At 69.8% G+C, this 23,967-nt stretch carries 26 protein-coding genes and 1 pseudogene; 18 read left to right on the top strand and 9 right to left on the bottom strand.

Annotation, left to right across the window (positions count from 1 at the left end):
* Positions 1-112: 112 nt before the first annotated feature.
* Both ACQP0U_RS09325 and ACQP0U_RS09320 read left to right on the top strand, forming a co-directional pair.
* Entirely contained in the window at positions 113-763 is a 651-nt protein-coding gene (locus ACQP0U_RS09325; protein ID WP_433317532.1) for a methyltransferase domain-containing protein, read from the top strand.
* Between the two features lie 242 nt (positions 764-1,005).
* Positions 1,006-1,665, top strand: a pseudogene (locus ACQP0U_RS09320) (ice-binding family protein); the annotation flags it as partial.
* A 55-nt stretch (positions 1,666-1,720) separates the two neighbouring features.
* Here ACQP0U_RS09320 and ACQP0U_RS09315 read toward each other — a convergent pair.
* Positions 1,721-2,026, bottom strand: a complete 306-nt coding sequence (locus ACQP0U_RS09315) for a hypothetical protein (protein ID WP_433321375.1) — start codon at positions 2,024-2,026, stop codon at positions 1,721-1,723.
* Positions 2,027-2,094: 68 nt separating this feature from the next.
* On the opposite strand from ACQP0U_RS09315, the gene ACQP0U_RS09310 reads away from it, so the two are divergent.
* Entirely contained in the window at positions 2,095-2,202 is a 108-nt protein-coding gene (locus ACQP0U_RS09310) for an LPXTG cell wall anchor domain-containing protein (RefSeq protein ID WP_433321372.1), read from the top strand.
* Positions 2,203-2,340: 138 nt separating this feature from the next.
* Here ACQP0U_RS09310 and ACQP0U_RS09305 read toward each other — a convergent pair whose 3' ends face one another.
* Complete coding sequence (locus tag ACQP0U_RS09305) at positions 2,341-2,787, bottom strand: hypothetical protein (protein WP_433317530.1); 447 nt, start codon at positions 2,785-2,787, stop codon at positions 2,341-2,343.
* Between the two features lie 267 nt (positions 2,788-3,054).
* On the opposite strand from ACQP0U_RS09305, the gene ACQP0U_RS09300 reads away from it, so the two are divergent.
* Together ACQP0U_RS09300 and prfH are read left to right on the top strand one after the other, a co-directional pair.
* Complete coding sequence (locus tag ACQP0U_RS09300; RefSeq protein WP_433317528.1) at positions 3,055-4,236, top strand: RNA ligase RtcB family protein; 1,182 nt, start codon at positions 3,055-3,057, stop codon at positions 4,234-4,236.
* On the top strand, positions 4,233-4,847 hold the full coding sequence (prfH, locus tag ACQP0U_RS09295) for a peptide chain release factor H (RefSeq protein WP_433317527.1): 615 nt from the start codon (positions 4,233-4,235) through the stop codon (positions 4,845-4,847). Before ACQP0U_RS09300 ends, prfH begins: the two co-directional genes overlap by 4 nt.
* 4 nt (positions 4,848-4,851) lie before the next feature.
* Here the strand turns inward: prfH and ACQP0U_RS09290 are convergent, their stop codons facing one another.
* Entirely contained in the window at positions 4,852-5,757 is a 906-nt protein-coding gene (locus ACQP0U_RS09290; RefSeq protein WP_433317525.1) for an alpha/beta fold hydrolase, read from the bottom strand.
* Between the two features lie 189 nt (positions 5,758-5,946).
* Here ACQP0U_RS09290 and ACQP0U_RS09285 point away from each other — a divergent pair, with 189 nt between their 5' ends.
* From ACQP0U_RS09285 to ACQP0U_RS09275, 3 genes are all read left to right on the top strand, one after another.
* Positions 5,947-6,777 (top strand): PIG-L family deacetylase, encoded by an 831-nt coding sequence (locus tag ACQP0U_RS09285; RefSeq protein ID WP_433317524.1) that lies wholly within the window; start codon positions 5,947-5,949, stop codon positions 6,775-6,777.
* Between the two features lie 392 nt (positions 6,778-7,169).
* Entirely contained in the window at positions 7,170-8,363 is a 1,194-nt protein-coding gene (locus tag ACQP0U_RS09280) for an endo-1,4-beta-xylanase (protein WP_433317523.1), read from the top strand.
* Between the two features lie 169 nt (positions 8,364-8,532).
* Positions 8,533-8,904: an ArsR/SmtB family transcription factor gene (locus ACQP0U_RS09275; RefSeq protein ID WP_433317521.1), complete on the top strand. Its 372-nt coding sequence runs from the start codon at positions 8,533-8,535 to the stop codon at positions 8,902-8,904.
* 21 nt (positions 8,905-8,925) lie between these two features.
* Here ACQP0U_RS09275 and argS read toward each other — a convergent pair whose 3' ends face one another.
* On the bottom strand, positions 8,926-10,644 hold the full coding sequence (gene argS / locus ACQP0U_RS09270; protein WP_433317519.1) for an arginine--tRNA ligase: 1,719 nt from the start codon (positions 10,642-10,644) through the stop codon (positions 8,926-8,928).
* Between the two features lie 350 nt (positions 10,645-10,994).
* On the opposite strand from argS, the gene ACQP0U_RS09265 reads away from it, so the two are divergent.
* The gene (locus ACQP0U_RS09265; protein WP_433317517.1) at positions 10,995-11,750 is read left to right on the top strand and encodes a hypothetical protein; all 756 of its coding nucleotides are present in this window, start codon (positions 10,995-10,997) and stop codon (positions 11,748-11,750) included.
* A gap of 222 nt (positions 11,751-11,972) precedes the next feature.
* Positions 11,973-12,461, top strand: a complete 489-nt coding sequence (locus ACQP0U_RS09260; protein WP_433317515.1) for a nitroreductase/quinone reductase family protein — start codon at positions 11,973-11,975, stop codon at positions 12,459-12,461.
* Here ACQP0U_RS09260 and ACQP0U_RS09255 read toward each other — a convergent pair.
* Both ACQP0U_RS09255 and ACQP0U_RS09250 read right to left on the bottom strand, forming a co-directional pair.
* Positions 12,451-12,834 carry a hypothetical protein gene (locus ACQP0U_RS09255; protein ID WP_433317514.1) on the bottom strand — a complete coding sequence of 128 codons (384 nt, stop codon included), beginning with the start codon at positions 12,832-12,834 and terminating at the stop codon, positions 12,451-12,453. The genes ACQP0U_RS09260 and ACQP0U_RS09255 overlap by 11 nt on opposite strands.
* Positions 12,835-13,113: 279 nt before the next feature.
* Complete coding sequence (locus ACQP0U_RS09250) at positions 13,114-13,605, bottom strand: MarR family winged helix-turn-helix transcriptional regulator (RefSeq protein ID WP_433317512.1); 492 nt, start codon at positions 13,603-13,605, stop codon at positions 13,114-13,116.
* A 109-nt stretch (positions 13,606-13,714) separates the two neighbouring features.
* Here ACQP0U_RS09250 and ACQP0U_RS09245 point away from each other — a divergent pair, with 109 nt between their 5' ends.
* Genes ACQP0U_RS09245 through ACQP0U_RS09235 form a run of 3 tightly spaced genes read left to right on the top strand, consistent with a single transcriptional unit; the run spans position 13,715 to position 16,528 of the window.
* Positions 13,715-14,764: an LLM class flavin-dependent oxidoreductase gene (locus ACQP0U_RS09245; protein WP_433317510.1), complete on the top strand. Its 1,050-nt coding sequence runs from the start codon at positions 13,715-13,717 to the stop codon at positions 14,762-14,764.
* A complete protein-coding gene (locus ACQP0U_RS09240; RefSeq protein WP_433317508.1) occupies positions 14,757-15,785 on the top strand; it encodes an LLM class flavin-dependent oxidoreductase in 1,029 nt (342 codons plus the stop codon). The genes ACQP0U_RS09245 and ACQP0U_RS09240 overlap by 8 nt, the downstream gene beginning before the upstream one ends.
* Positions 15,786-15,811: 26 nt before the next feature.
* Complete coding sequence (locus ACQP0U_RS09235; RefSeq protein WP_433317506.1) at positions 15,812-16,528, top strand: NADPH-dependent F420 reductase; 717 nt, start codon at positions 15,812-15,814, stop codon at positions 16,526-16,528.
* Here ACQP0U_RS09235 and ACQP0U_RS09230 read toward each other — a convergent pair.
* Complete coding sequence (locus ACQP0U_RS09230) at positions 16,525-17,244, bottom strand: tetratricopeptide repeat protein (protein ID WP_433317505.1); 720 nt, start codon at positions 17,242-17,244, stop codon at positions 16,525-16,527. The two genes, ACQP0U_RS09235 and ACQP0U_RS09230, sit on opposite strands and share 4 nt — an antisense overlap.
* A 33-nt stretch (positions 17,245-17,277) precedes the next feature.
* A complete protein-coding gene (locus ACQP0U_RS09225) occupies positions 17,278-18,039 on the bottom strand; it encodes a GNAT family N-acetyltransferase (RefSeq protein WP_433317503.1) in 762 nt (253 codons plus the stop codon).
* Positions 18,040-18,328: 289 nt separating this feature from the next.
* On the opposite strand from ACQP0U_RS09225, the gene ACQP0U_RS09220 reads away from it, so the two are divergent.
* The 5 genes from ACQP0U_RS09220 (at position 18,329) to ACQP0U_RS09200 (ending at position 22,165) form a co-directional block, all read left to right on the top strand.
* Positions 18,329-18,778, top strand: a complete 450-nt coding sequence (locus tag ACQP0U_RS09220; protein WP_433317501.1) for an iron chaperone — start codon at positions 18,329-18,331, stop codon at positions 18,776-18,778.
* Positions 18,779-18,896: 118 nt separating this feature from the next.
* Positions 18,897-19,412, top strand: coding sequence for a hypothetical protein (locus tag ACQP0U_RS09215; RefSeq protein ID WP_433317499.1), 516 nt, complete (start codon positions 18,897-18,899; stop codon positions 19,410-19,412).
* Positions 19,413-19,476: 64 nt separating this feature from the next.
* Positions 19,477-20,274 (top strand): inositol monophosphatase family protein, encoded by a 798-nt coding sequence (locus ACQP0U_RS09210; protein WP_433317497.1) that lies wholly within the window; start codon positions 19,477-19,479, stop codon positions 20,272-20,274.
* A gap of 114 nt (positions 20,275-20,388) precedes the next feature.
* Positions 20,389-20,793 (top strand): superoxide dismutase, Ni, encoded by a 405-nt coding sequence (gene sodN / locus ACQP0U_RS09205; RefSeq protein WP_433320731.1) that lies wholly within the window; start codon positions 20,389-20,391, stop codon positions 20,791-20,793.
* Positions 20,794-20,854: 61 nt separating this feature from the next.
* A complete protein-coding gene (locus ACQP0U_RS09200) occupies positions 20,855-22,165 on the top strand; it encodes a radical SAM protein (protein ID WP_433317495.1) in 1,311 nt (436 codons plus the stop codon).
* A 54-nt stretch (positions 22,166-22,219) separates the two neighbouring features.
* On the opposite strand, the gene ACQP0U_RS09195 is transcribed toward ACQP0U_RS09200, so the two are convergent.
* Complete coding sequence (locus tag ACQP0U_RS09195) at positions 22,220-23,818, bottom strand: pectate lyase family protein (protein WP_433317493.1); 1,599 nt, start codon at positions 23,816-23,818, stop codon at positions 22,220-22,222.
* Positions 23,819-23,967: the final 149 nt, after the last annotated feature.

Here is a 23,967-nt window from a genome sequence, read left to right as displayed (position 1 = left end):
TCTGCACTGGGTTGAATCGTGCTGCCAATCAGTAAGACGGAAAGCGTGCGCGGATGCAGGACAATCGCCGGAGAACAGTTCTACGGAGATCACGCCATCCCTGGAGGTCGACGTGGCCACGGTGTCCCATCCGGTGTTCGCCCGCGTGTACGAGCGACTGAGCGTCGCCATGGACCGCGCCGGCACGGCGGCGTTCCGGCGGGACCTGGTCGCCGGCCTGTCCGGCCGGGTGATCGAGATCGGTGCGGGCAACGGGCGGATGTTCTCCCACTATCCGCCGGCGGTGACCCAGGTCCTCGCTGTCGAACCGGAGCGGCGTCTCCGTGCCGCTGCCGAACGCGCCGTGTCGGACGCGCCGGTTCCGGTCACTGTCGTCGACGGTCTGGCCCAGGCGCTGCCCGCCGGCGACGGCGAGTTCGACGCGGCAGTGGTGGCGTTGGTGCTGTGTACCGTGCCCGATCAGGCGAGCGCGTTGGCCGAGATCAGCAGGGTGCTGCGCCCCGGAGGCCAGGTGCGGTTCTTCGAGCACGTGGCCGCCGAAGAGGCAGCCGGGCTGCACCGCGCCCAACGACTTGTCGACGCCACACTGTGGCCGAGGCTGTTCGCCGGCTGCCACACCAACCGCGACACCGTCGCCGCCATCGCAGCGGCCGGCTTCGAGGTGGAGGAGCTGCGCAGGTTCCGTTTCCCGGCCACCAGTAACAGCCCCTCCTCCCCCTGCGTCCTGGGACGCGCGATCAGGCCGATCCCGACGGTCCGGTGATGGGCCGAGAGGGCTCGGCTGCCCTGGCCGCACACCTGGGCCGCTGACGCAGAACGCGAACAAGAACGCGAGGATCAGTCCAATTCAGATAGATAAACCTCGGCTATTGTGCTGTTTTGCCCGCATTTGGGCACCCGACGTGATGTGGTGGTCAGCGCGCTTATCCGCGCCATACAGGCCGTATCACGCAGGACGCCGCTCGCTCGACGTCTCCTGCGAGTAGTACCCACGGAGGGTGTTCTGTGACAGCTAAACCCAAACAGTGGCTACGGCGGCGGGTGGTCCTACCGACCCTCGCGGCTGGCGCAGCCGCCACAGTGGCAGCCAGCCTGCTGCTCTTCAGCTCGACCGCCGCCAACGCGCAGGAAGCACCTGTCAACCTGGGCACGGCGGCCGACTTCTCCGTCCTGGCTGGGGCGGAGCCCACCAACACCGGCCCCAGCTTCCTGGCCCAGAGCCTCGGACGGTTCCCCGGAAACACCGCGGCCGGCTTCGGAACGGCAACCATCGGCGGCGAGGTGCACCTCGGCGACGCGGTGGCACTCCAGGCCCAGAGCGACCTGACCATCGCCTTCAACGACGCCGCCGGCCGGACCCCGTTCACCAACCTCCCGGCGGAGCTGGGCGGCAACACGCTCAACGAGGGGGTCTACCGGATCGGGGCGGCCCAACTGACCGGGGCGTTGACGCTCAACGGCCAGGGCGATCCGTCGTCCGTGTTCATCTTCCAGGTCGACTCCTCGCTGACGACGGCGTCGAACAGCAGCGTCGTCCTGACCAACGGGGCTTCGGCCTGCAACGTGTTCTGGAAGATCGGCAGCTCGGCGACGATCGGCACGGGCACCACCTTCGTCGGCACCATCATGGCGCAGGCCGCGATCACGCTGGCCACGGGCGCGACCCTCCAGGGCCGCGCGCTGGCGCGCACCGCCGCCGTGACCCTCGACACCAACGTCATCACCGCACCGATCTGCGCTGGGCCAACGGGCCCGCCCGGACCGACCGGACCGCCCGGACCAACCGGTCCACCCGGACCGTCCGGTCCGCCCGGGAGCCCTGGCGCACCCGGCAGCCCGGGAGCACCCGGCAGTCCAGGAGCACCGGGCAGCCCCGGCGCACCCGGTAGCCCAGGAGCACCAGGTAGTCCAGGAGCACCGGGCAGTCCAGGAGCACCAGGTAGTCCAGGAGCACCAGGTAGCCCCGGCGCGCCTGGAGCGCCCGGTAGTCCCGGAGCGCCAGGTGCCCCCGGTAGCCCCGGCGCACCTGGTCCGTCCGGACCCCCCGGACCTCCCGGTCGACCTGGTGGCGGCGGCAAGCACCCCATCCTGCCGGTGACCGGCGGCGGTGCGGTCCCGGCCATGACGGGCATCGGAAGTGTGATGGTCGTGCTGGGCGCGGTCGCGTTCTTCCTGGCACGGCGTCGACGCCTGGAGTCCTGATCGGTTGGCCCGGCCGGTGAGCTACCGGCCGGGCCACTCCGGGGCACGACATCCCGACCATCGTCGGTCCACTCCCCACCGGGAGTGGACCGACGACTGGTATGTGCGGTCGAATCGCCCCGGACCGGCGGGACCGGGTCAGTCGGTGAGCCCCAGCTCACGCATGGCTTCGTCCTCCCGCTCGTGCGAGAGGTAGAGCAGGATCTGTGGCCGACTGTCGCCGAGGCGCACCACATAGGTCTGTGCGAACTGCGCGCTGCCGCCCCTGCCAGCGGGTGGCGCGAAGTCCAACGTCCACCTGGTCGGGACGAGGACGTACCCCGGCGCGAGATCGAGGACATCCAGGACTGTCACCTGGGCTCCGGTCAGACCAAGGTGCTGGGTCATCGCCGTGTGGCGTTCGTCGAGGGCGGCCCGGTACTCCGCGTCGTTGGTGACGGCCGCCGCCCCGCCCGGGTCACCCTCGATGTACGTCCCGGCGTAGCTCGCGGCAACGGCGTCGTTGTCACCGGCCTCGACGGCCCGCGCGTAGTCGTGCAGGAAGGCGATGATCTCGTCGCGTACCGGTGTCTCCGTCGACTTCATCCTCGGTCCTCTCAGTTCGGCGGCTGTCCGCGCGGCCTCACCGGCTGGGCAACCCGCTCACGCCGTAGACCAGGATGCGACGCGGTGCGCTCATCGCGGCAGCGTACGTCGTGAAGGAAAATCAGTTGTCGTGCCCGCCGCGCGTCGGCCAGAGTGACGCCCATGACGTACTGACGGACACCATCCCCTGCTCCGCGCCCACCGGTGATGCCTCCCGGGGGCCGTGACGCCGTCCGTTCACACGTCCGCAGCGAGAAGTGAGCCCCCTTGTCCCAGCACCACCTCCCTCGGGAGCCCCTGCCCTCGTCCGCCCCGGCCACCGTCACGGTGTTCGCCTCTCCCGCGAGCTGGATCGAGTCCGAAGCGCTCGCACAGTGCCAGCAGGTCGCCGCCCTGGACGGCATGCTGCACGTCGCCGCGATGCCGGACCTGCATCCCGGCAAGGGCGCGCCCATCGGCGCGGCCATGGCGTCGACAGTGCTGTACCCGTTCCTGGTGGGCTCCGACATCGGCTGCGGCATCGCCGTGTTTCCGATCAGGCTCAAGCGTGCCGTACCGGAACGGCTCGCCGCCCGGTTCCCCGACCTCGATCGGGCGCTCGACCCGGACGCCGACGACCCCGCCTGGTCCGTCGTCGACGGTGACGTGCCGGCCGGTCACCTGGACGGTCTCGGGACGGTCGGGCGGGGCAACCACTTCGTGGAGCTGGCCCGCGTCGACACCGTCCTCGACGTGCGTCACGCAGGCCGGCTCGGGCTCGACGCGGGCGATCTCGTACTCATCGTGCACAGCGGTTCCCGTGGTCTGGGCGAGCGGATCCTGCGGGCGCACACCGAGGTCCACGGCGCCGGGGCGGCTCCCGACCCCGCCGCCTACCTGAGCCAGCACGACGACGCCGTGCGCTGGGGATCGCTCAACCGCCGGGTGCTGGCCGCCCGGGTGGCGCACGCGTTGGGGGCCGAGCCCACCGCGCCGATCGTCGACCAGTGCCACAACCTGGTCGAGGTCCGGGACGGGGTCTACCTGCACCGCAAGGGCGCGGCGCCGGGTGACGGGCGCGATGTCCTGATCGCCGGCACCCGGGGGACGGCGTCCTACCTCGTGGCCGCGCACGCCGGTCCGGACGCCAACCATTCCGTGGCCCATGGTGCTGGCCGCAAGATGTCGCGCGCCGACGCCCTGCGGCGCGGTCGGGCCAAGCACACGGTCGAGGAGTTGCGCCGTACCCCAGTGGGATCGCTTGTGGTGTGCGGCGACCGGCAGTTGCTCTTCGAGGAGGCGCCCACGGCGTACAAGCGCATCGAGCAGGTGATCGCCGACCTGGTCGAGCACCAGTTGGCCACGCCGGTGGTCAGTACGACGCCGCTCGTCACCTACAAGACACCCGACCTCGGGGCCGCCGCCCGACCGGACCGGCGGGGCCACCGCGGCAGGCGAGGACGGTCGTGAACGTGTTCCTGCTGCTGTCGGCCGGCCGTGGGCCGCAGGAGTGCGCCTGGGCAGTGAGTCAGCTGCTGCGCCGCCTGCGGGGCGAGGGCACCCGCCGGGGTCTGACGATCCAACAGCTTCAGGCGGTGCCCGGTGAGCGCACCGGCACCTACCGGTCGGTGCTCATCCGGATCTCCGGCGACGACGCCGAGGCGTTCGCGGCCTCGTGGACCGGGACGCTGTGCTGGCAGGCCCCCAGCCCGTACCGGTCAGGTACCGGGCGGAAGAACTGGTACGTCACCGCCCAGCCACCCGAACGCGACGCCCGGCCGACGACGTTCCGCGAGGCGGACGTCGACCTCGTCGCCTGCCGTACCGGCGGGCCGGGTGGTCAGCACCGGAACAAGGCCAGCACTGCGGTACGCGCGACGCACCGCCCCTCGGGCATCGTGGTGGTGGTGGATGAGGAGCGGCAGTTCAGTCTCAACCGCCGGATCGCCCTGGATCTGCTGCGCCAACGCATCGAGCACGGCGACGAGGTGGCCCGGCGTGCCGTCACCACCGCCCGGTGGCGCATCCACGACGGGCTGGTTCGCGGCGATCCGGTGCGGGTGGAACGTCCGGCGTCCTAGCGGCTCAGACTTCCAGCACCGCGTCCGCGAATGCCTGCGGCGCCTCCTGCGGCAGGTTGTGCCCGACGCCGCCCCCGACGGTCCGGTGCTCGTACCGGCCGGTGAACTGCTTGGCGTAGACGGTGGGTTCGACGTGGGGCGCGCCGTTGGCGTCGCCTTCCATGGAGATGCTCGGCACGGTGATCTTCGGTTGCGTGGCCAGGCGCTTCTCGATCTCGTCGTACTGTGCCTCGCCGTCGGCGAGGGCCATCCGCCACCGATAGTTGTGGATCACGATCTCGACGTGGTCGGGGTTGTCGAACGATGCCGCGCTCCGGTCGTACGTCGCGTCGTCGAACGTCCACTGGGGGGACGCGGTGTGCCAGATCAGCTTGTTGAAGGCACGCCGGTTCTTGTCGTACCCTTCCCGCCCTCGCTCGGTGGCGAAGTAGTACTGGTACCACCACGCCAACTCCGCCTTCGGCGGCAACGGCGCCTTACCGGATTCCTGGCTGGCGATCAGGTAACCGCTGACCGAGACCAGCCCCCGACAGCGTTCGGGCCACAGCGCGGCGACCACGTCGGCGGTCCGCGCGCCCCAGTCGAACCCGGCGAGCTTCGCAGTGTCGATCTTCAGGGCGTCCATCAGGGCGATGAGGTCGAGCCCCATCGCGGCCGGTTCGCCGTTTCGCATGGTGTCGTCGGAGAGGAACCGGGTCGTGCCGTAGCCCCGCAGGTACGGGACGACGACCCGGTGACCGGCAGCGGTGAGCAGCGGTACGACGTCGACGAAGCTGTGGATGTCGTAGGGCCAGCCGTGCAGGAGGATCACCGCGTCCCCGTCGGGCGGCCCGGCGTCCACGTATCCGACGTTCAGGAGCCCGGCCTCGACCTGTCGCAGGTCAGTGAACCCGCCAGCGGCCCTTGCCATCGACTTCTCCCCGCGCCCGGACCTGCTCGGATGTGCTGATCACGCCCGAATCTAGCGACCTGCGCGGAGCCTGCTCACCGTTCACGCAAGGACCGCTCGACGGATGTCGAACTGGGTAGGATGCCCGCTCCCGCGGACGTTCCCGGGAGAGGTCACGGGGTAGTGGTCGGATGACCGTAGGGTGATGGCATGGCTGAGCGACCTCTGACCCTGATGGCGGTGCACGCCCACCCCGACGACGAGGCGACGAGCACCGGCGGCGTTCTTGCCCGCTATGCCGCGGAGGGGGTCACCACCGTGCTCGTGACCTGTACCGACGGGCGATGTGGGGACGGCCCGGGTGGGGTCAAGCCGGGCGACCCGGGGCACGACCCCGACGCCGTCGTGGCGATGCGCCAGGCCGAGCTGGAGGCGAGCTGCGCGACACTGAACGTCACGCACCTGGAGACCCTCGGCTACGCCGACTCCGGGATGATGGGGTGGCCGACAAACGACCTGCCCGGCGCGTTCTGGACGACGCCGGTGGCCGAGGCGGCGGCCCGGTTGGCGGAGCTGATTCGGCAGTACCAGCCGAACGTGATCGTCACGTACGACGAGAACGGTTTCTACGGCCACCCCGACCACATCCAGGCGCATCGGATCACCATGGCCGCCGTGGAGCAGACGGACGTCCCGGCGAAGGTCTACTGGACCACTGTGCCGCTTACGGCGTTCGCGGAGTTCGGTCGGATCATGAAGGAGCTCGGCGTCGAGTGGGCCGAGCCGGACGCGGCGACGGAGCCGGGGCCGCAGATTGGCCTGCCCGACGACGAGATCACCACCTGGGTCGACACGAGCAAGTACGGCGCACAGAAGTTCGACGCGCTGGCCACTCACGCCAGTCAGACCGAGAACATCTTCTTCCTGCAACTGGGCCAGGAGCGGTTCACCGAGCTGATGGGCGTGGAGACCTTCCTGCGGGTCCGGGACCGGACCGGCGCGCCGACCCCCGAGGACGACCTCTTCGCCGGTCTGCGCTGACCGGTCTTCGTCAGCGTCACCGGGCATCGTCGGCCGCCGCGTCGACGATGCCCCGGCCGTGTGCGCCCTGAGGGCGCCGCTGCGGGATGTGCCGTGCCACAGCACCCTGCGCTTGAGCCGCAGCCGCCGGTCGCCGGTCGCCGGTCGCCGGTCGCCGGTCGCCGGTCGCCGAAAGTTTCGACCGCCAGCCACTCAGCGCCCCGCAGGTCATAAGACGAATTTCCGGAAGTTTTCAGCGTTGACGCCCAGACATAGATCGGCTTAACGTTTCGAGCGGGTTTCCGGTTTCCGGCCGGAACTTCCGGTGCCACCTGACCCAACCGCGCCTCCACCACCGGACCCTCACCTCCTGGATCGACATTCTTCTATTGATCGTCTGGAAGGGAAGGCACATGAAGTTGAGACAGTGGTCGACAGTCGGCCTGGTCGCCGTCGCGACCGCAGCGACGCTGAACACGGTGCCGGCCACCGCGAGCCGGCCGTACGACCCCACAACGCAGAGCCTCGCCACCCTCGGCTTGCGTCACGGCCTGCACGTCGGCACCGCAGTGAGCATGGATGCCCTCAACGACGCCAGCGACCCGGAGTACCGCAGGCTGGCCTCCTCCGAGTTCGCCTCGGTCACCGCCGAGAACGTGATGAAGTGGGAGAGCCTGGAGCCCACCCGCGGCACCTACAACTGGGCGCCGGCCGACCAGTTCGTCGATTTCGCCAAGCGCAACCGGCAGAGCGTGCGCGGCCACGTGCTGGTTTGGCACAGCCAGCTGCCCGCCTGGCTGACCAGCGGCGTCGCCGACGGTTCCATCAGCAAGCAGGAGCTGCGCGAGCTGCTGCGCAAGCACATCACCACTGTCGTCAACCGCTACAAGGGCAAGATCTGGCAGTGGGACGTGGTCAACGAGGCGGTCAGCGACCCGTGGGACACCCCGTCGACCCTGCACTACAAGGGCTTCTGGGCGCAGAACCTCGGGCCCGACTACATCGCCGACGCGTTCCGCTGGGCACGCGCCGCCGACCCCAAGGCCCTGCTGTTCTACAACGACTACAACATCGAGGCGTTCGGCTCGGGCAACCCGGCGGACGACAAGACCCAGTTCGTGTACGACATGACCAAGAGCCTGCGCGCCCAGGGTGTCCCGATCGACGGCGTCGGCTCCCAGGGCCACCTGGGCACCCAGTACGGCAACTTCGACACCCTCCAGGTGACCGCCGCGCTGAAGAAGTTCGGCGGGCTCGGCGTCGCGACCGCGTTCACCGAGGTCGACGTCCGCAGCCAGTTGACGGCGGGTGTCCAGGCGGGCAACTCGGAGGAGATCAACCCCCGGCTCCAGGCGTCGGCAGCCAACTTCAGCGTGCTGATGAAGGCGTGCCTCGCCGTGCGGAGCTGCCTGTCGTACACGGTCTGGGGTTTCAGTGACAAACATTCGTGGGTGCCCGGCTGGTTCGATGACCCGCCGGAGGGCCTGGCCACCATCTACGACGAGAACTACCAGCCCAAGCGGGCCTACCAGGAGTTGAAGTCCGACCTGATCTTCGCTGGGCCGCCGTACGTCCTGCCACGCATCGCACCCAAACCCCGCCGCTGACCCGAACCTCGGCGTAGGGCCGTGTGGAGCTTTCCGAAGCTCCACACGGCCCGTGTGCCACCACGGACGTCGACGTTCGACTCACGTTCGGTGGTTCCGGTCCGCCATCCGGACGCCATCGGAGGACTGGTGCCGGTTCTGCCGGTTTATTGATGGTGTTGGTGTCACTATGGCAAGCGTGGGAACTGCGAAAACTGCCATGCCTGCGATCTCGCCGCTCACCGGCGATCCCATCAAGCGGGCCGATGCCGAACGGCTAGCGGGGGTGCTGAAGGCCTTCGCCGATCCGGCGCGACTCCGGTTGCTCAGCCTGATCCAGTCCGCGCCGGAAGGTGAGGCGTCCGTGAGTGACCTCACGTCGGCGCTCAACCTCTCCCAGCCGACAGTGAGTCATCACCTTCGGATCCTCACCGAGGCCGGCCTCCTCGAACGCGACAAGCGCGGGGTCTGGGCGTACTACCGCCTGGTGCCCTCCGCGATCGCGCAGATCGCCGACCTGTTGACGCCGCCCCGGAAGCGGGCGACGAAAAGGGCCCGCTGACCGGGCCGGGAGGCTGGCTCGTCACATCCGCTCCAGCGTACGGATGCCGAGCAGGTCCAACCCCTGCCGCAGGGTCCGGGCGGTCAGCTCGGCCAGCAGCAGCCGGCTCTCCCGCAGCTCGTCCGGAGCCCGCAACACCGGGCAGCGCTCGTAGAACGCGTTGAACGCGGTCGCGAGTCGGTGCAGGTAGCCGGCGAGCTGATGAAACTCGAGACTCCGCTCCAGCTCGCCGACCACGCCGGCGAAGCCGAGCAGCTCGACCGCGAGCGCCCGCTCCGCAGGCTGCGCGAACACGATCGGCGCGTCCGGCCGCGCGGCGGCGCCGGCCCGCCGCAGCACCGACCGGATCCGGGCGTACGCGTACTGGAGGTAGGGCGCGGTGTTGCCGTCCAGCGCGAGCATCCGCTCCCAGTCCAGGACGTAGTCCTTGCTCCGATCGACGGACAGGTCGGCGTACTTGATCGCGCCGATGCCCACCGCGCGGCCGATCTCGCCGGCGGTCGCGGCGTCCAGTTCCGGGTTCCTGGTCCGGGCCAGGTCGGTGGCGCGGGCGACCGCCTCCTCCAGCAGCCCGACCAGTTTCACCGACTCACCAGCCCGGCTGCGCAGCATCCGCCCGTCGGCACCGAGGATGGACCCGAAGCCGAGATGCTCGGCCCGGGCCGGCGGGTCGAGCCAGCCGGCCGCCTGGGCAACGGCGAACACCATCGCGAAGTGCTGCCGCTGCGGGAGACCCACGACGTACAGCAGCCGGGTCGCGCCCAGTTCGCCGACGCGCTGCCGTAGCGCGGCCAGGTCGGTGGCCGGATAGCCGTACCCACCGTCGCTCTTGCGCACGATCAGCGGCAACGGCTCGCCGTCCCGGCCGGTGAACCCGGGCGGAAAGACGCAGTCGGCCCCACCGCTGGGCAGCAGCAGCCCCAGCCGGTCCAGGTCGTCGACGACACCGCTGAGCAGGTCGTTGTAGGCGCTCTCGCCCCGAAAGTCGTCAGCGGACAACGTCACGTCGAGCAGGTCGTACACGGTCAGGAAGTACCGCTCGGACTGCGTCACCAGCAGCCGCCACAACCGGCGGGTCCGCTCGTCGCCGCCCTGCAACGCGACCACCCGCAGCCGCGACCGTTCCTGGAACGCCTCGTCGGCGTCGAACTTCACCCGGGCCGCCCGATAGAAGGTGTCCAGGTCCCCCAGCGACAGGTCCTGCGCGGCTTCGGCCTCACCGAGGTCGACCAGGTGCTCGATGAGCATGCCGAACGGTGTCCCCCAGTCACCCAGGTGGTTGACCCGCACCACCCGGTGCCCGAGCCAGTCCAGCAGCCGCACCGCCGCGTCGCCGATGACTGTGGAGCGGAGGTGCCCGACGTGCATCTCCTTCGCCACGTTGGGCGCCGAATAGTCGACCACCACGGTCTGCGGCGTCGCCGTCGACGGCACGCCGAGCCGGGCGTCGACCGCCAGCCCGCCGACCAGGTCGGCCAGCGCCCGGTCGGCAACCGTCAGGTTGAGGAATCCCGGCCCGGAGACGTCCGCCGACACGCCGACGTCGTCGAGCACCGCGTGTGCCAGCACCGCGGCGGCGATGTCCCGCGGCGGGCGGCCGAGCCGCCGGGCCAGTGCCAGCGCCGCGTCGGACTGGAAGTCCGCACGCGGAGACCGCCGCACGAGCGGGTCGACCGGGCCGCCGGCAACCGCCGCGAACGCCGGTGCCAGCCGGTCGGACAACAACTTCTCAAGATCCATGAGTACGCCGATCTCGCTCGGACCCGCACTGTCACGCGAGTCGTTAACGGGGAGATGCGGGCGGACCGAGGACGACCAGCGAACGACCGGCGGCTCGATCCGCCGGTCGCAGGAAACAGGTCAGCGCGGGCGGGCGACGGATCGCCGACGTCGCCCCGCACCGACCTGGACGTCACACGACAGTCCGGTGGTGTACTGAGCGATCCCGCTGGTCATGCGGGGCAGCGTAGCAACCCTGCCGATGAGGGGCCCCGTCAATTCCTGCTGTCTGGTCCACGTCCGAGGCGCTGCCCTGTCGTTTCGGTCGATGCAGGGTAGGGAATTGCCCTGTGGGACGACAAGGGGTGATCATGAGCCGATCCACACCACCGCCGGCGGCCCGTACGCGACGCGCGCTCGCACTGCTCGGCACCATCGCACTGACCGCTGCCTGCAGCACCACCGAGGATCCACCCGTCTCGGCCCCGACGACACCGGCACCGACGACCGCGTCGGCGTCAGCGCCCCCGACGGACCCACCGTCCCCGAGCGCGAGCACCCGGGTGACCATCCCGACCTCGGCCTTCGTCGAGTTGCCCGCCGAGCTGCGGAAGTCTCCTCGACGGACGACGCCCGTCGAGGAGGCCCTGCCGAAGTTGTGTGCCAACGAGTTCGGCACCGGCGGCCGGCAGGTCACCGCGAGCGCCGCGATGACCGTCACCTACCAGAAGGCCGGCGAGCCCTCCAGCAACGTGCCGCAGGGGATGATCCACCAGACCATCTTCACCTTCGACAGCGCTGGCGCCTCGGCCTACCTGGACCGTCTCCGCGCGGCCGTGCAGGCGTGCCCCTCGTACGACCAGTCGGGAAACCGCGTCACCGTGACGAGCAAGGTTCTGCCCGGCGTCGGGAACGAGGCGCTGCTGCTGACCCGGACCTGGCCCGAGACGAGCCTGAACGGCGAGCGCACCGGCGGTACCGCCACCAGCCAGATCGCCGTGGCCCGCGTCGACAGCACGGTCACGGTCTTCGACGACGAAGGGTGGGAGGGCACCAGCGGCAACCCCGCCATCCTGGACCGGGTCGTGCGGGACGGCGTACGGACCATCGACGCCTGGCAGCGGTAACCCCAGGTTTCCCGCCGACAGCGACTTCCACCGATCGGTCTGGTTCTCCGTCGGATCATGGACACCTGGACCCGGGCCGCGCTCGCGCCCGGAGACTAGGGGATCTCGGTCCACAGTGAAGCTACCGACCTGGATGTGGCAGCTGATGACGGTCCTGCGGCGTACGACGCACGTCACGGGTGACGCCAGCCCCACAACATTCGTCGTCGCGGGAGGTTCGTCATGTCGGACGGTCAGGGAACGAAGGCGCCGTGGCTTCCGCCGCGTTGGTTCATCCGGCTGGCCTGGTCGGTGCACCGGGGCCTGTACCGGGTCACCGGCAGCCGGGTGGGGCTGTGGCGACCGCGGGAGAACCGCTGGGGCGCCCTGCGGCTGACCACTATCGGCCGCCGCACCGGTCAGCAGCGCAGCGTCATCATCGCGTACTTCGAGGATGGCCCGAACCTGGTCGGGGTGGCGATGAACGGGTGGGGCGAGGGCGCCCCAGCCTGGTGGCTCAACCTCCAGGCCCGCCCGGACGCGTCAGTCGAACTTGCCGACGGGCGGCGGCTGGTCCGTGGCCGCGCCGCCACCGGTGACGAGTGGTCGCGGCTGTGGCCACGCTGGCGCGAGTCCGACAAGAACTTCGACGCCCACGCGGCGCGGCGATCGTCCGAGACCACAGTTGTGGTGCTGGAGCCCAGATCGGATGGCGACGCGGTCAACGGCTGAATGCGAGGTAGAGACCCAGGCCGAAGTTCACGATCAGGATGATCGCGCCGACGACGGCGAACCAGCGTTGCCAGGCCGTCCACCGGACCGTCCGCTGGGACTCGACGAGGCCCGCCTCCTCCACCCGCACCGCCGCGATCCTGTCCCGCTCACTGGCGTCGCGGCGGCCTGCGGTCACGTTGGCGCTGAACAGGCTGACGTTGGCGCGGAGTTCCTCGGTGAGAGACCGGAGCGCCTGCGCCATCGAGTCGATCGAGCCGTTGATCTTTCGCAGGTGCTCATCGTGCCCCTGTAGACGCTGCTCGATCCGGCCCGCGTCGAGACCGCGGGCGTAGGCGGCCGCCTTCTCCTCGGTGCTCTCCGGGCTTGTCACTGCGGATCCGTCGGCCACGAGGAAACGGCTCCGATCCCGCACTCGGGCGGGGCCACCGCGACCGTGAGGTCGAAGGGCTGGCGCCGGGGCGTGCTGTTCGTGAGACGCACGCGCCACCTCCTACTGACCCATACCGTCCGGTCCGATGCATCAGTCGTACCACTCGGAGGCTCCGAAAGCCACTGCTCGGATCCGACAAAACCGCAGGTCAGAGACGTACTCCTGCCCAGGTCGTCCGCTGAGGCAGCCGCTGGCGTGACAGGGGCGCGCCCTGGTGCGTCACTCCGCGCGCAGGGCGTCGAGGTGCACTCTCAGCGCCGTGGCGATCTCGCCCGCCGCGACGATCTGGTCCGGGGTGAGGGCGTCGACGAAGAGCTCACGAATGGCGCGCAGGTGCGGAAAGGTGGCCCCCTTGAACGCCTCTGCTCCGGCCGTCGTGAGCAGCACCTCCGCCCCACGGGGAACCGTCGCGCACTCCTGGCGGCGGATGAGGCCACGCCGCTCCATCCGACCGAGGTGGTGGGAGAGCCGGCTCCGCTCCCACCCGATGTGCGAGGCGAGTTCGGACGAGCGCATCGACTGGCCCTGCGCCTCACTGAGGGCAAGGAGCACGGCGTAGTCCCCGGTCGAGAGCGAGGAGTCGCTCTGCAGGCGGGATTCGAGCCGCGAGCTGAGCGCTGCCGTCGTCTCGATGAAGTCCCGCCAGATCCGCAGCTCGTCGACGGTCGGGAGTTGGCGTCCGGCCCGCCGACCGGGTGTGGCCTCCGTCATCTCACTCTCCTGGGAATTGACGTGTCAATCGCCAAGTTAGCATCATTGACACGTCAACCGGTAGGTCCGCTCCCGCAGGCCACCGGCGGACCGCACCGAGGAGGAGACGATGGCAGCTGCAGACTTCGAGCTGGGGCTCAACTCGTTCGGGGAGGTGGCCACCGACGGCGACCGGGTCCTGAGCGACGCCGAGACCGTACGGCTACTCGTGGACGAGGCACGGCTCGCCGAGTCGGCCGGAATCGACGTGTTCAGCGTCGGTGAGCACTACCGCGAGGGCCACAACGACTCGGCGACACCCGTGTTGCTGGCGGCAGCCGCGACGGCGACCGAGCGAATTCGCCTCGGCACCTCGGTCACCGTGCTCAGCACCAACGACCCGGTACGGCTCTACCACGAGTTCGCCACCCTCGACGCGGTCTCCAACGGCCGCGCCCAGATGGTCCTCGGGCGCGCATCGGCAACCGAGTCGTTCCCGCTGTTCGGTTACGACCTCACCGACTACGAGCGGTTGTTCGAGGAGAAGCTGGACCTCTTCCTGCGGCTCCAGCAGGACGAACCGGTCACCTGGTCCGGCACGGTACGAAGCCCCCTGAACGCCCAGCTCCTGCACCCACGGATGCAGCCGGGCGGCATCCCGACCTGGATCGGTGTCGGGGGAAGCCCCAACTCTGTTATCCGCGCCGCCCGGCACGGACTTCCGCTGATGCTCGCGATCATCGGCGGGCGTCCCCAGCGCTTCGCCGGCCACGTCGACCTCTACACCAGGGCGCTCGAACAATTCGGGCATACCCTGCAGCCAATCGGGCAGCACTCACTCGGCCTTGTCGCAGACACCGACGAGGAGGCGGTGGAGACGTGGTGGCGATACTGGCAGCCGGTCGTGGCGGCCCTGGCCGCCGAACGCGGCTTCTACAAACCGGACCGCGCGCGCTACGAGGCGGAAATCGACAACGGGGCGCTCTTCGTCGGTTCACCCGAGACGGTGGCGCAGAAGATCGCCACTGTCGCTCGCGACCTGCGGCTGAGCCGCTTCGACCTGAAGTACGACATCATGCACCTGCCCCGCGAGGCACGCGCGCGCACCATCCAACTGCTGGGCAGTGAGGTCGCGCCGCGGGTCCGGGAGCTGCTGGCGAAGGAGCCCACCAATGTCTGATCTCTTGTTCGGCCTGGACACGTTCGGCGACGTACCGCAGGACGACGCCGGCAAGCTCGTCTCCCACGCGGCGGCGATCCGGCAGGTCGTCGACGAGGCGGTCCTCGCCGACCAACTCGGGGTCGACGTCATCGCCCTGGGCGAGCACCACCGGCCGGAGTACTCGGTCTCCACGCCGGAGACGGTGCTGGCCGGAATCGCCACCCGCACCTCGCGGATCCGGTTGGCCTCCGGCGTGACAGTGCTGAGTTCGGACGACCCGGTGCGGGTGTTCCAACGCTTCGCCACCGTGGACGCGCTGTCGAACGGCCGGGCCGAGGTCATCCTCGGTCGCGGCTCGTTCACCGAGTCGTTCCCGCTCTTCGGTTACGACCTGCGCGACTACGACACGCTGTTCGAGGAGAAGATCGAACTGTTCGTGAAGTTGCTGGACGAGAAGCCGGTCACCTGGAGCGGCACCCTGCGCGCCCCGCTGGAGAACGCCGACGTGTTCCCGAAGACCGAATCAGGTCACCTGGCCACCTGGGTCGGCGTGGGTGGCTCGCCGCAGTCGGTCGTCCGCACCGCCAAGTACGGGCTTCCGCTCATGCTCGCCATCATCGGCGGCGCCCCCGAGCGCTTCGCGCCCTACATCGACCTCTACCGCCGGGCCGCCGAGCAACTCGGTACGACCGCGCACCCGGTCGGAATGCACTCGCCGGGCTTCATCGCCGACACCGACGAGGAGGCCAAGGAAATCTACTGGCCGCACTACCGGATCATGCGGGACCGGATCGGCAAACTGCGGGGCTGGCCGCCGATCCGCCGCCAGGAGTTCGACTCCGAGGTGGCGAACGGCTCTCTCTACATCGGTTCGCCGGAGACGGTGGCCCGCCGGATGGCCCGCGCGATCCGCAGCCTCGGCGTCGGCCGGTTCGACCTCATCTACTCGGCCGGAGCGCAACCGGCGAGCGCGCGCATGCGCGCCGTGGAGCTGTACGGCTCGAAGGTGATCCCCATGGTCCGCGAACTGCTGGCCTGATCAGCACTTCCCAGCGAGAGGACGACATGAACGACAACGACCGGAGCCGGCCTCAGACCCTCGGCATCCTCGGGGCCGGCAAGGTGGGCACGGTGCTCGCCCGGCTCGCCGTCGCCGCCGGCTACCGGGTACGGGTGGCCGGCTCCGGCGACCCGGCGAAGATCGCCCTCACCGTCGAGGTCCTCGCCCCGGGGGCCGAGGCCACCACGGCTGTCGACGCGGCGGCCGACGCCGACATCGTCATCCTCGCCCTGCCGCTGGGCAAGTACCGCAGCGTTCCCGCCGAGGCGTTGCGCGGCAAGCTCGTCGTCGACGCCATGAACTACTGGTGGGAGATCGACGGCATCCGCGACGACCTGACCGACCCGCGCACCTCGTCCAGCGAGATCGTCCAGGCGTTCCTGTCCGGTTCGCGCGTCGTGAAGGCGTTCAACCACATGGGCTATCACGACCTGGAGGACGAGGCGCGGCCGGCGGGGACGACAGGTCGCAAGGCCATCGCGATCGCCGGCGACGGCGGCACCGACCTCACCGAGGTCGCGACCCTGGTGGACGCGCTCGGCTTCGACCCGGTCGTCGCCGGCCCGCTGGCCGAGGGGGTACGGCTCGAACCGGGCAGCGAGTTGTTCGGCGCCAACGTGAGCGCCGACGAGGTACGCGCCATGCTCGACCGCTTCGGCGAGTCCGAGCGGGGACGGACCATCACCGCTGCCCGAGCCTCGACCGCATCCGAGACCGCCTAGACGCCGAAGGCCGCCTTCGGTTCGAGGAGCTGGCCCACGGCGTACTCCTCGTCGAAGGCGGTCGGGCCGATCGCCGCGATCGCGGCGGCGCGCATCCTGGCGAGGTCCGCCGCGTCGTCCGGATCCGGGACCTGGCCGAGTGCCGCGAACGCCGCATCCGCCACGCCGATCATCCGCGCCGCGCGGGGGTGGTCCCCCTCGGCGGACGCGAGCGCCGCGCCCGCAACGCAGACGTACGGCACGAAGTCGGCCCAGCCGTTGTGGAACACCCGCTCGCGGTTCTCGGCGAACAGCGTTCGCGCCACGTCGAGGTTGCCGAGCCCCAGCTCGCAGAACGCGAGGTTGTGAAGTTCGGAGTTGACCGCCTTGGGTTGGCCGAGGGCCTCGTTGAGCGCGATGCTCTCCCGGTACAGGTCCCGAGCGCGGAGCAGGTCGCCGGACATCCGCGCCACGGCGGCGAGCACGTGCCTCGGCCGTTCCTCCAGGGCGCGATCGCCGGAGCGCAGCGCCACCGCGAGTGCCTCCTGGGCACGGGCCTCTCCGCCCGGCAGGTCACCGCCGCGAATGGCGACCCGGGCGAGGCTGTACCGCGCCTCGACCTCGCCCGCCGGGTCGCCGGCGGCCTGGGCCCGCTCGATCTCGGCCTCGCTCATCCGCACCACGGCGTCGGTTTCGCCTCGTCGAAAGGCCGAGCGCACGTTCTCGCTGAAGGTCACAGGTCTTCCTCTTCTTTCGGCCGGTCTCGCCCGTCAGCCCGCCTGGAACGCGGTCCAGGTCTCCACGAGCGCGAAGCCCATCGACTCGTAGAGCGGGCGGCCCATCGCGCTGGAGTGCAGGTAGGCGGCGTCGGCACCGGCGGCGATGCCGTCACGCAACACCACCTCGGTGAGCACCCGGCCCAGGCCACGACCTCGGGCGGACGGGACGACGGCGATGTTGAACACGCCGACAGCGCCGCGTGTCCGCATTCCGAGCGCGGTGCCGGTGGGGTGGCCGGACTCCTCGGCGAGATAGCCGGTGATGGCGTCGGCGTCGAGCACCGCACCGCCCATCAACGAGCCGAAGGCGCCGTCTGGGGCCTCGAAACTCTGGGTGAGGGCGTCGGTGTACCGCTCGTTCTCACCGGCGCCGACCCGGCGTACCGGCACCCGCTGGGTCGAGCCGGCCCGGAACACGATGTCGTCGGTGGCGCAGGCCAGGAACGGCAGCTCGCTGCGCCCGCGCAACCCGTGCCGGGCCGCGATCTCGGCGACCTCGTCGCTCGCCTCGCCACGAACCATGAGCGACCAGTGCGGTGCCTGCCGACGGACCTCGGTCGCCAGTTCGTCGAGCGCCCCGAGATCCGGCTCCGTGGTCGTGTCGTAGACCGCGTTGAGCGTCGGGATGCCGGCGTGGGTGAGCCCCGCGCGAGCGGTGCCCCGCTCGGCGTACCAGCCCTTGGGGGTAACCCGGCAGAGGAGTTCGATGGCGTCGAAGTACGCCGTCGCCATCTGGTCGGCGGTGGTGCTCATGTCTGGTCTCCCCCGGAACGCTCGCTCGTCCTCGTCCGACAACTTAGCCACCGGTCGGGCGGCTGAGCACCTTCGAGAGGCCTGGGTCACCCCGCAGCGGCACCTCGCAGGCCGGAGAGCATCCCGTCGTGGCGCACCCCGAGGGTTTCGCCGCGCCGTCCCCGCCGAACGGGTTCGGTGGGCGCCGCACACCGATCAGGAATCGAGAAGCCCGCGAGCGCCGCCCGGCCTAGCCTTTCCCCAGGCAGACGGCAGCGCGCCGGGCCTGACGACGAGAGGGAGCCCGACAATGTCCGCGAAGACCAGCACGACCGAGTCCGACGGCTTCAGCGCCGAGGAGCGCGCCGCGATGAAGGAGCGCGCCGCCGAACTACGCGCCGAGGGCAAGAAGGGCGCGAAGAAGGCCGACGGGCTACAGGCTGTCCTCGACCGGATCGCACAGATGGAGCCGGAGGACCGCGCGCTCGCCGAGCGCGTGCACGTGACGGTGACCGCCGCCGCCCCGGGCCTGATGCCGAAGACCTGGTACGGGATGCCCGCCTACGCGAACGAGGACGGCAAGATCGTCGTCTTCTTCCAGGACTCCGGCAAGTTCAACTACCGGTACTCGACCCTGGGCTTCCAGGACTCGGCCAATCTCGACGACGGAGACCTCTGGCCGGTGGCGTACGCGTTGCAGCAGTGGAGCCCCGCGGTGGAAAAGAAGATCACCGAGCTGGTGCGGGCAGCGGTTTCCTGACCGACCGCCTCCCCCTGCCGGTCTGGCGGGAAGTGCGATGATCGAGGGCCGGAGGGCGAGGGAGACAGGTGGTGCGGACGATGTGGTGCCAGGTGCCGGCGGCGAGACGAGTCGCCAGGTGACGAGCCGGGCCGGTGCGGTGTTCGACACCGGTCAGGCGGTGTCCGACATCGAGGCGCTGCTCGTCGCGGACCTGCCCACGGGTGCCGTACCGGTCAGCGAGGGGGACCCGGCCACCGGTGAGTGGACCGGCACCCGAGGCGAGGGCTTTCGGATCGTCCCGCTCTGGGAGAGCGAAGCCCTCACGGGTGTGTACGGCGCCGAATGGAACCAGGCCGAGGATGCCGCCGAGGCCAACCTGGCCCTCGTCGTGGCGGAGTTGGACCGACGGTGGGGCGCGCACCGCAAGGTCTCCATGCGGGTGCCGCTGTTCCGGGACCAGGCCGGTGAACCCATGCCGGCGCTGTTCCAGTCGCTCTGCGACCTGGACTGCTACGGCGACCTGGCGGTCTGGGGGCCGACGGCGGCCGACGGCCGGTGGATCGCCGTCTCGGTCAACCAGTGTGACGGCGACGCCCCGATGATCATGACGGCGGTTGTCAGCCAACCACCGATCATCGAGCTGTCGGACTGACCCGTCCGGCGCCGATGGCGTGTGCGGCCGTCATCGACGTCGCCACGGCTCCTATGGTTCATGCATGTCGATCACAGACCATGCGCTGGCCATTGAGGCGGCGGAAGCTGGAGCCACAGTTGTCCGCTCACGGTACGGCTCGGCGCTGACGCGCGTCATGAAGACCGCCGGTGACTTCGCCACCGCCGCCGACGTCGAGGCCGAGCAGGCCATCCTCGACGTTCTGCGCGCGGCGCGTCCGGACGACGCCGTGGTGGCCGAGGAGAGCGGACGCACGGGTACCGGTGACAACGGACGCACCTGGTTGGTCGATCCGCTGTGCGGCACGTTGAACTTTGCCGCGCGGACCATGCTGGCCTCGGTCAACGTCGCCCTGCGCACCGGATCGGACGTCGCCGTGGCGGCGACGGTGGACCCGTTCGCCGATGAGGTGTTCTGGACCGACGGCACCGCCGCGCACGTCCGGGCTGGGGGCACGGACGAGCGACTCGTCCCGTCGGCCGAGTCGACGCTTGTCGACGTCAATCTCGACCCGCCCTTCCCCAACCGGAAGGTCTTCCTGGCCGCCCGCATGCTCGCGGACGAGGGCTTCGTCGAACAGTTCCGCCCCCGGGTGGTCTCCACCAGTCTGGCCGTGGCCTGGGTCGCCGCCGGTCGTCGCGCCGCCTACGTGACGGACCGCCACGACCTGCGGAACAGCGTCCACTTCGCGGCCGGAATCGCGCTCTGCCAGGCGGCCGGCTGCGTGGTCACCGGGCTCGACGGCCAGCCGCTGGACACCGGCGGGGACGGTCTCGTCGTGGCCGCGGACGAGCGGACGCACGCCGCACTGCTGGCGCTCGTCCGGAAACAGGGCTCGTGATCGACTGAGCCTTGACATGAAGTGCGGTTGAGGTTCTAGCGTCCCTAGATGATCACGTCGGGGCCGCCGCGTCCGGACGTACGTCACCCGTGCACTGCCGTCGAAGGGATTCTGATGCACCTGCCCCGACTTCTCCGCCCGCGTACCGTCGCGAGCGCGCACTGCGACCTCCCCTGCGGCGTCTACGACCCGGCGCAGGCCCGCATCGAGGCCGAGTCGATCAAGGCGATCTCCGAGAAGTACCAGGCCAGCGACGACCCGGAGTTTCGTACTCGCTCGCTGCTCATCAAGGAGCAGCGGGCCGAGCTGGTCAAGCACCACCTCTGGGTCCTGTGGACCGACTACTTCAAGCAGCCGCACTTCGAGAAGTACCCCCAGCTGCACGGCCTCTTCAACGAGGCGACCAAGCTGGCGGGTGCCGGCGGCGCGAAGGGCGCCGCGGACCCGGCAGTCGCCGAGCAGCTCCTCGTGAAGATCGAGGAGATCTCGAAGATCTTCTGGGAGACCAAGCAGAGCTGATCAGCCAGTACCGGGTGGCGTCGGCCACCCGGTTCGGCGGACCGCGTTCGGGAGGAACCGCATGGAGTCGCGCACCGACCTCGTCGAAGAGTTGATGAGTCGTTTCCCACACGTGCCCCGCGAGGCGGTCCTCAAGGAGGACCTGCTGCGGGGCGGGCTCGCCTTCGACGACGCGGCACTCACCGACAACGAGCACGGCGACGTCAAGCCGAAGTCGTACTTCATCTTCTCCTTCGATCACCGGACGCTGCCGGAGTTGGGGACGGCCGCACTGCGCCGGCCTCCGGAGGAGATCGTGCTCACCGGCGGCCCGTACGAGCTACGCCGTACCGTCGTGTCGGTCCGCACCAACCCCAGCTCGCCGTACCGCGTCGGCACCGACGGCGACGGTCAACTGCGCCTGTTCCTGGACGGGCGGCCGATCGCCGACGTCGGGCTGCCCCCCATGCCGGCGTACTACCGTCACACCCTCGCCAACGGCAAGTCGGTGATGGAGGTCGCCCCGACGATCCAGTGGGGCTATCTGATCTACCTCACCGCGTTCCGGGTCTGTCAGTACTTCGGCGCCAAGGAGGAGTGCCAGTACTGCGACATCAACCACAACTGGCGGCAGCACAAGCAGGCCGGCCGCCCCTACACCGGGGTCAAGCCCGTCGACGAGATCCTCGAGGCCCTGGAGATCATCAACCGGCACGACACCGACCGCGCGTCGCAGGCGTACACGCTCACCGGTGGCAGCATCACCTCGCAGGTCGGCGGGTTGGCCGAGGCCGACTTCTACGGCCAGTACGCGCAGGCGATCGAGGAGCGGTTCCCCGGACGGTGGATCGGCAAGGTCGTGGCCCAGGCGCTGCCCCGCGCCGACGTGCAGCGGTTCCACGACTACGGGATCCGCATCTACCACCCCAACTACGAGGTGTGGGACAAGCGGTTGTTCGAGCTGTACTGCCCGGGCAAGGAGCGGTACGTCGGTCGGGAGGAGTGGCATCGGCGCATCCTCGACTCGGCCGAGGTGTTCGGCCCGCGCAACGTGATCCCGAACTTCGTGGCGGGTGTCGAGATGGCCGCCCCGCACGGCTTCACGAGCGTCGACGAGGCGATCGACTCCACCGCCGAGGGGCTCGACTACTTCATGTCCCGGGGGATCACGCCCCGGTTCACCACCTGGTGCCCGGAGCCCACCACACCGCTCGGGCGGACGAACCCGCAGGGTGCGCCGCTCGAATACCACGTCCGCCTGCTGGAGGTCTACCGGGCGACAATGGACGCCCACGGGCTGTCCAGCCCACCCGGGTACGGCCCCGCCGGGCCTGGTCGAGCGGTCTTCTCGGTCAGCTCCTTCATGGACACTCTGCCGTCCACTGATTCGTGACCGGCGCGCAGAGGCGGGAGTGGCCTCGTCTGCCGCTCCCGCCCGCGCTCAGTGCTAACTGGCGTACGTCTCGAACTCGCCGACCCGTGGCGTACCGCCGGAGCTGTTGATCTTGAAGTTGATCTTGCTCATCGCGGTCGCGGAGAAGGTGATCGACCCGGCCCCGCTACCGGAGGCCAGGACGGCCCCGTTGTCGTTGTTGATGAGCTGCCAGGACCCGATGGAGCCCTGGGTGCCGGACGGCTCACGGATCACCACCCGGGACACCTGGGTCGCGGAACCCCACTTGATCGAGATCGTGCCGGTCGATCCGGCCGGCGACCAGTAGGTGCTCAGGTCACCGTCGCGCACGTTGCCGTAGCTGGTCCCGCTGGCCTTGCTGGAGCCGTCGGCGCCGGCACCGAGGCTGAGGTTGGTCCCGCCAGAGGGCGGGGGCGTGGTGGGCGGGGGCGTGGTGGGCGGGGGCGTGGTGGGCGGGGGCGTGGTGGGCGGGGGCGTGGTGGGCGGGGGCGTGGTCGGCGGCGGGGTCGTGGGCGGCGGGGTCTGCGGCGAGCAACTGCCGTTCGACACCTTCAGGCCCGTGTTCGCGCCCACCGTCTGACGGACGATGTCCGGCACGCAGCTCGCCCCGTCGAGGCTGTACGGGTACGGGATGCTGACAGTGGTGTTCGAGGTCGGGTTCGGGCCGGCAGGGTAGTTCTCGCTGCCGGCGCTGGACCAGGTCACGTTGTCGAAGACGTTGCCGGCGACCTGCCAGTAGCCCCGCTCGTTGGTGTAGAAGGTGCCCAGGACGTCTTTGGAGTCGCGGAAGTAGTTGTTCTCCACTTTGGCCCTGGCTCCAGCACGGGAGTTGATACCCGACTCGTGCAGGCTCACGTAGTGGTTGTTGTAGATGTGGGCGATGCCGCCCCGCAGCAGCGGCGTCCGGGAGTCGATGTTCTCGTAGAGGTTGTGGTGGTACGTGATGAAGCCGTTCGACGTGTCACTCTCGCTGGACCCGACGAGGCCGCCGCGACCGGAGTTGCGCAGGATGCTGTAGGACAGCGTGACGTACTGGGTGTTGTCCTTCATGTCGAAGAGGCCGTCGTACCCCTCGGACTCCCCGCCCGACGCCTCCAGGGTGACGTGGTCGACCCAGACGTTGCGGACCGTGCTCTCCATGCCGATGGCATCGCCACCGTTCGAGGTGGGTGAGCCCGACTTCTTGACGTTCCGCACTGTCACGTTCTGGATGATGATGTTGCTGGAGTCGCGGATGTGGATGCCGAGCTGGTCGAAGACCGCGCCGCTGCCGACCCCGATGATCGTGACGTTGCTGATCTGCTTGAGCTCGATCACGCCCGCCGCGGTGTTGCAGCTCGACCCCGACACCTTGCTGGTGTTGCCGTGGTTGATGGTCCCGGTGACCTCGATGGTTATCGGGGTGCTGCTGCTGGTCCGGCCGCACAGCGCCGCGTGGATCGCCGTGCCAGTGGTGGCCCGCACCGTCTGGCCGCCCGCACCGCCGGTGGTCCCACCGTTCTGGGTGGCGTAGCCGGTGGCGCTGCCGACCGCCGCCGACGCCTGCGGGGTCGGCAGGACCACCCCGACCGCGATCACCACGGCCGCTGCGGCCAACACTGCCTGACCTCGCAACACGACTGGTCGTCTCATGTCGCCTCACCTTCGCCTTCGTCTTTGTCCAGGCTTCGCCCCGACGGTCATCGCGACCACACCTGCCGACGGACGTCATCAGAAATTGGCGGTAGTAAATCGCGATGATTGCATCGAGGTCGCTCGTGCCCTGGTAGAAGCAGGGATGT

This window comes from Micromonospora sp. CA-269861 (assembly GCF_050948505.1).
Taxonomy (GTDB): Bacteria; Actinomycetota; Actinomycetes; order Mycobacteriales; family Micromonosporaceae; genus Micromonospora.
The sequence above is the reverse complement of the archived record's forward strand: the minus strand, read 5'-3'. Positions and strand labels throughout refer to the sequence as shown.

Bases quoted from the DNA above. Each gene is read 5' to 3' on its own strand.
- ACQP0U_RS09305 (WP_433317530.1), bottom strand. From the start codon at position 2,787: ATGAAGTCGACGGAGACACCGGTACGCGACGAGATCATCGCCTTCCTG.
- ACQP0U_RS09290 (WP_433317525.1), bottom strand. From the start codon at position 5,757: ATGGCAAGGGCCGCTGGCGGGTTCACTGACCTGCGACAGGTCGAGGCC.
- ACQP0U_RS09285 (WP_433317524.1), top strand. From the start codon at position 5,947: ATGGCTGAGCGACCTCTGACCCTGATGGCGGTGCACGCCCACCCCGAC.
- ACQP0U_RS09280 (WP_433317523.1), top strand. From the start codon at position 7,170: ATGAAGTTGAGACAGTGGTCGACAGTCGGCCTGGTCGCCGTCGCGACC.
- ACQP0U_RS09275 (WP_433317521.1), top strand. From the start codon at position 8,533: ATGGCAAGCGTGGGAACTGCGAAAACTGCCATGCCTGCGATCTCGCCG.
- argS (WP_433317519.1), bottom strand. From the start codon at position 10,644: ATGGATCTTGAGAAGTTGTTGTCCGACCGGCTGGCACCGGCGTTCGCG.
- ACQP0U_RS09265 (WP_433317517.1), top strand. From the start codon at position 10,995: ATGAGCCGATCCACACCACCGCCGGCGGCCCGTACGCGACGCGCGCTC.
- ACQP0U_RS09260 (WP_433317515.1), top strand. From the start codon at position 11,973: ATGTCGGACGGTCAGGGAACGAAGGCGCCGTGGCTTCCGCCGCGTTGG.
- ACQP0U_RS09250 (WP_433317512.1), bottom strand. From the start codon at position 13,605: ATGACGGAGGCCACACCCGGTCGGCGGGCCGGACGCCAACTCCCGACC.
- ACQP0U_RS09245 (WP_433317510.1), top strand. From the start codon at position 13,715: ATGGCAGCTGCAGACTTCGAGCTGGGGCTCAACTCGTTCGGGGAGGTG.
- ACQP0U_RS09240 (WP_433317508.1), top strand. From the start codon at position 14,757: ATGTCTGATCTCTTGTTCGGCCTGGACACGTTCGGCGACGTACCGCAG.
- ACQP0U_RS09235 (WP_433317506.1), top strand. From the start codon at position 15,812: ATGAACGACAACGACCGGAGCCGGCCTCAGACCCTCGGCATCCTCGGG.
- ACQP0U_RS09225 (WP_433317503.1), bottom strand. From the start codon at position 18,039: ATGAGCACCACCGCCGACCAGATGGCGACGGCGTACTTCGACGCCATC.
- ACQP0U_RS09220 (WP_433317501.1), top strand. From the start codon at position 18,329: ATGTCCGCGAAGACCAGCACGACCGAGTCCGACGGCTTCAGCGCCGAG.
- ACQP0U_RS09210 (WP_433317497.1), top strand. From the start codon at position 19,477: ATGTCGATCACAGACCATGCGCTGGCCATTGAGGCGGCGGAAGCTGGA.
- sodN (WP_433320731.1), top strand. From the start codon at position 20,389: ATGCACCTGCCCCGACTTCTCCGCCCGCGTACCGTCGCGAGCGCGCAC.
- ACQP0U_RS09200 (WP_433317495.1), top strand. From the start codon at position 20,855: ATGGAGTCGCGCACCGACCTCGTCGAAGAGTTGATGAGTCGTTTCCCA.
- ACQP0U_RS09195 (WP_433317493.1), bottom strand. From the start codon at position 23,818: ATGAGACGACCAGTCGTGTTGCGAGGTCAGGCAGTGTTGGCCGCAGCG.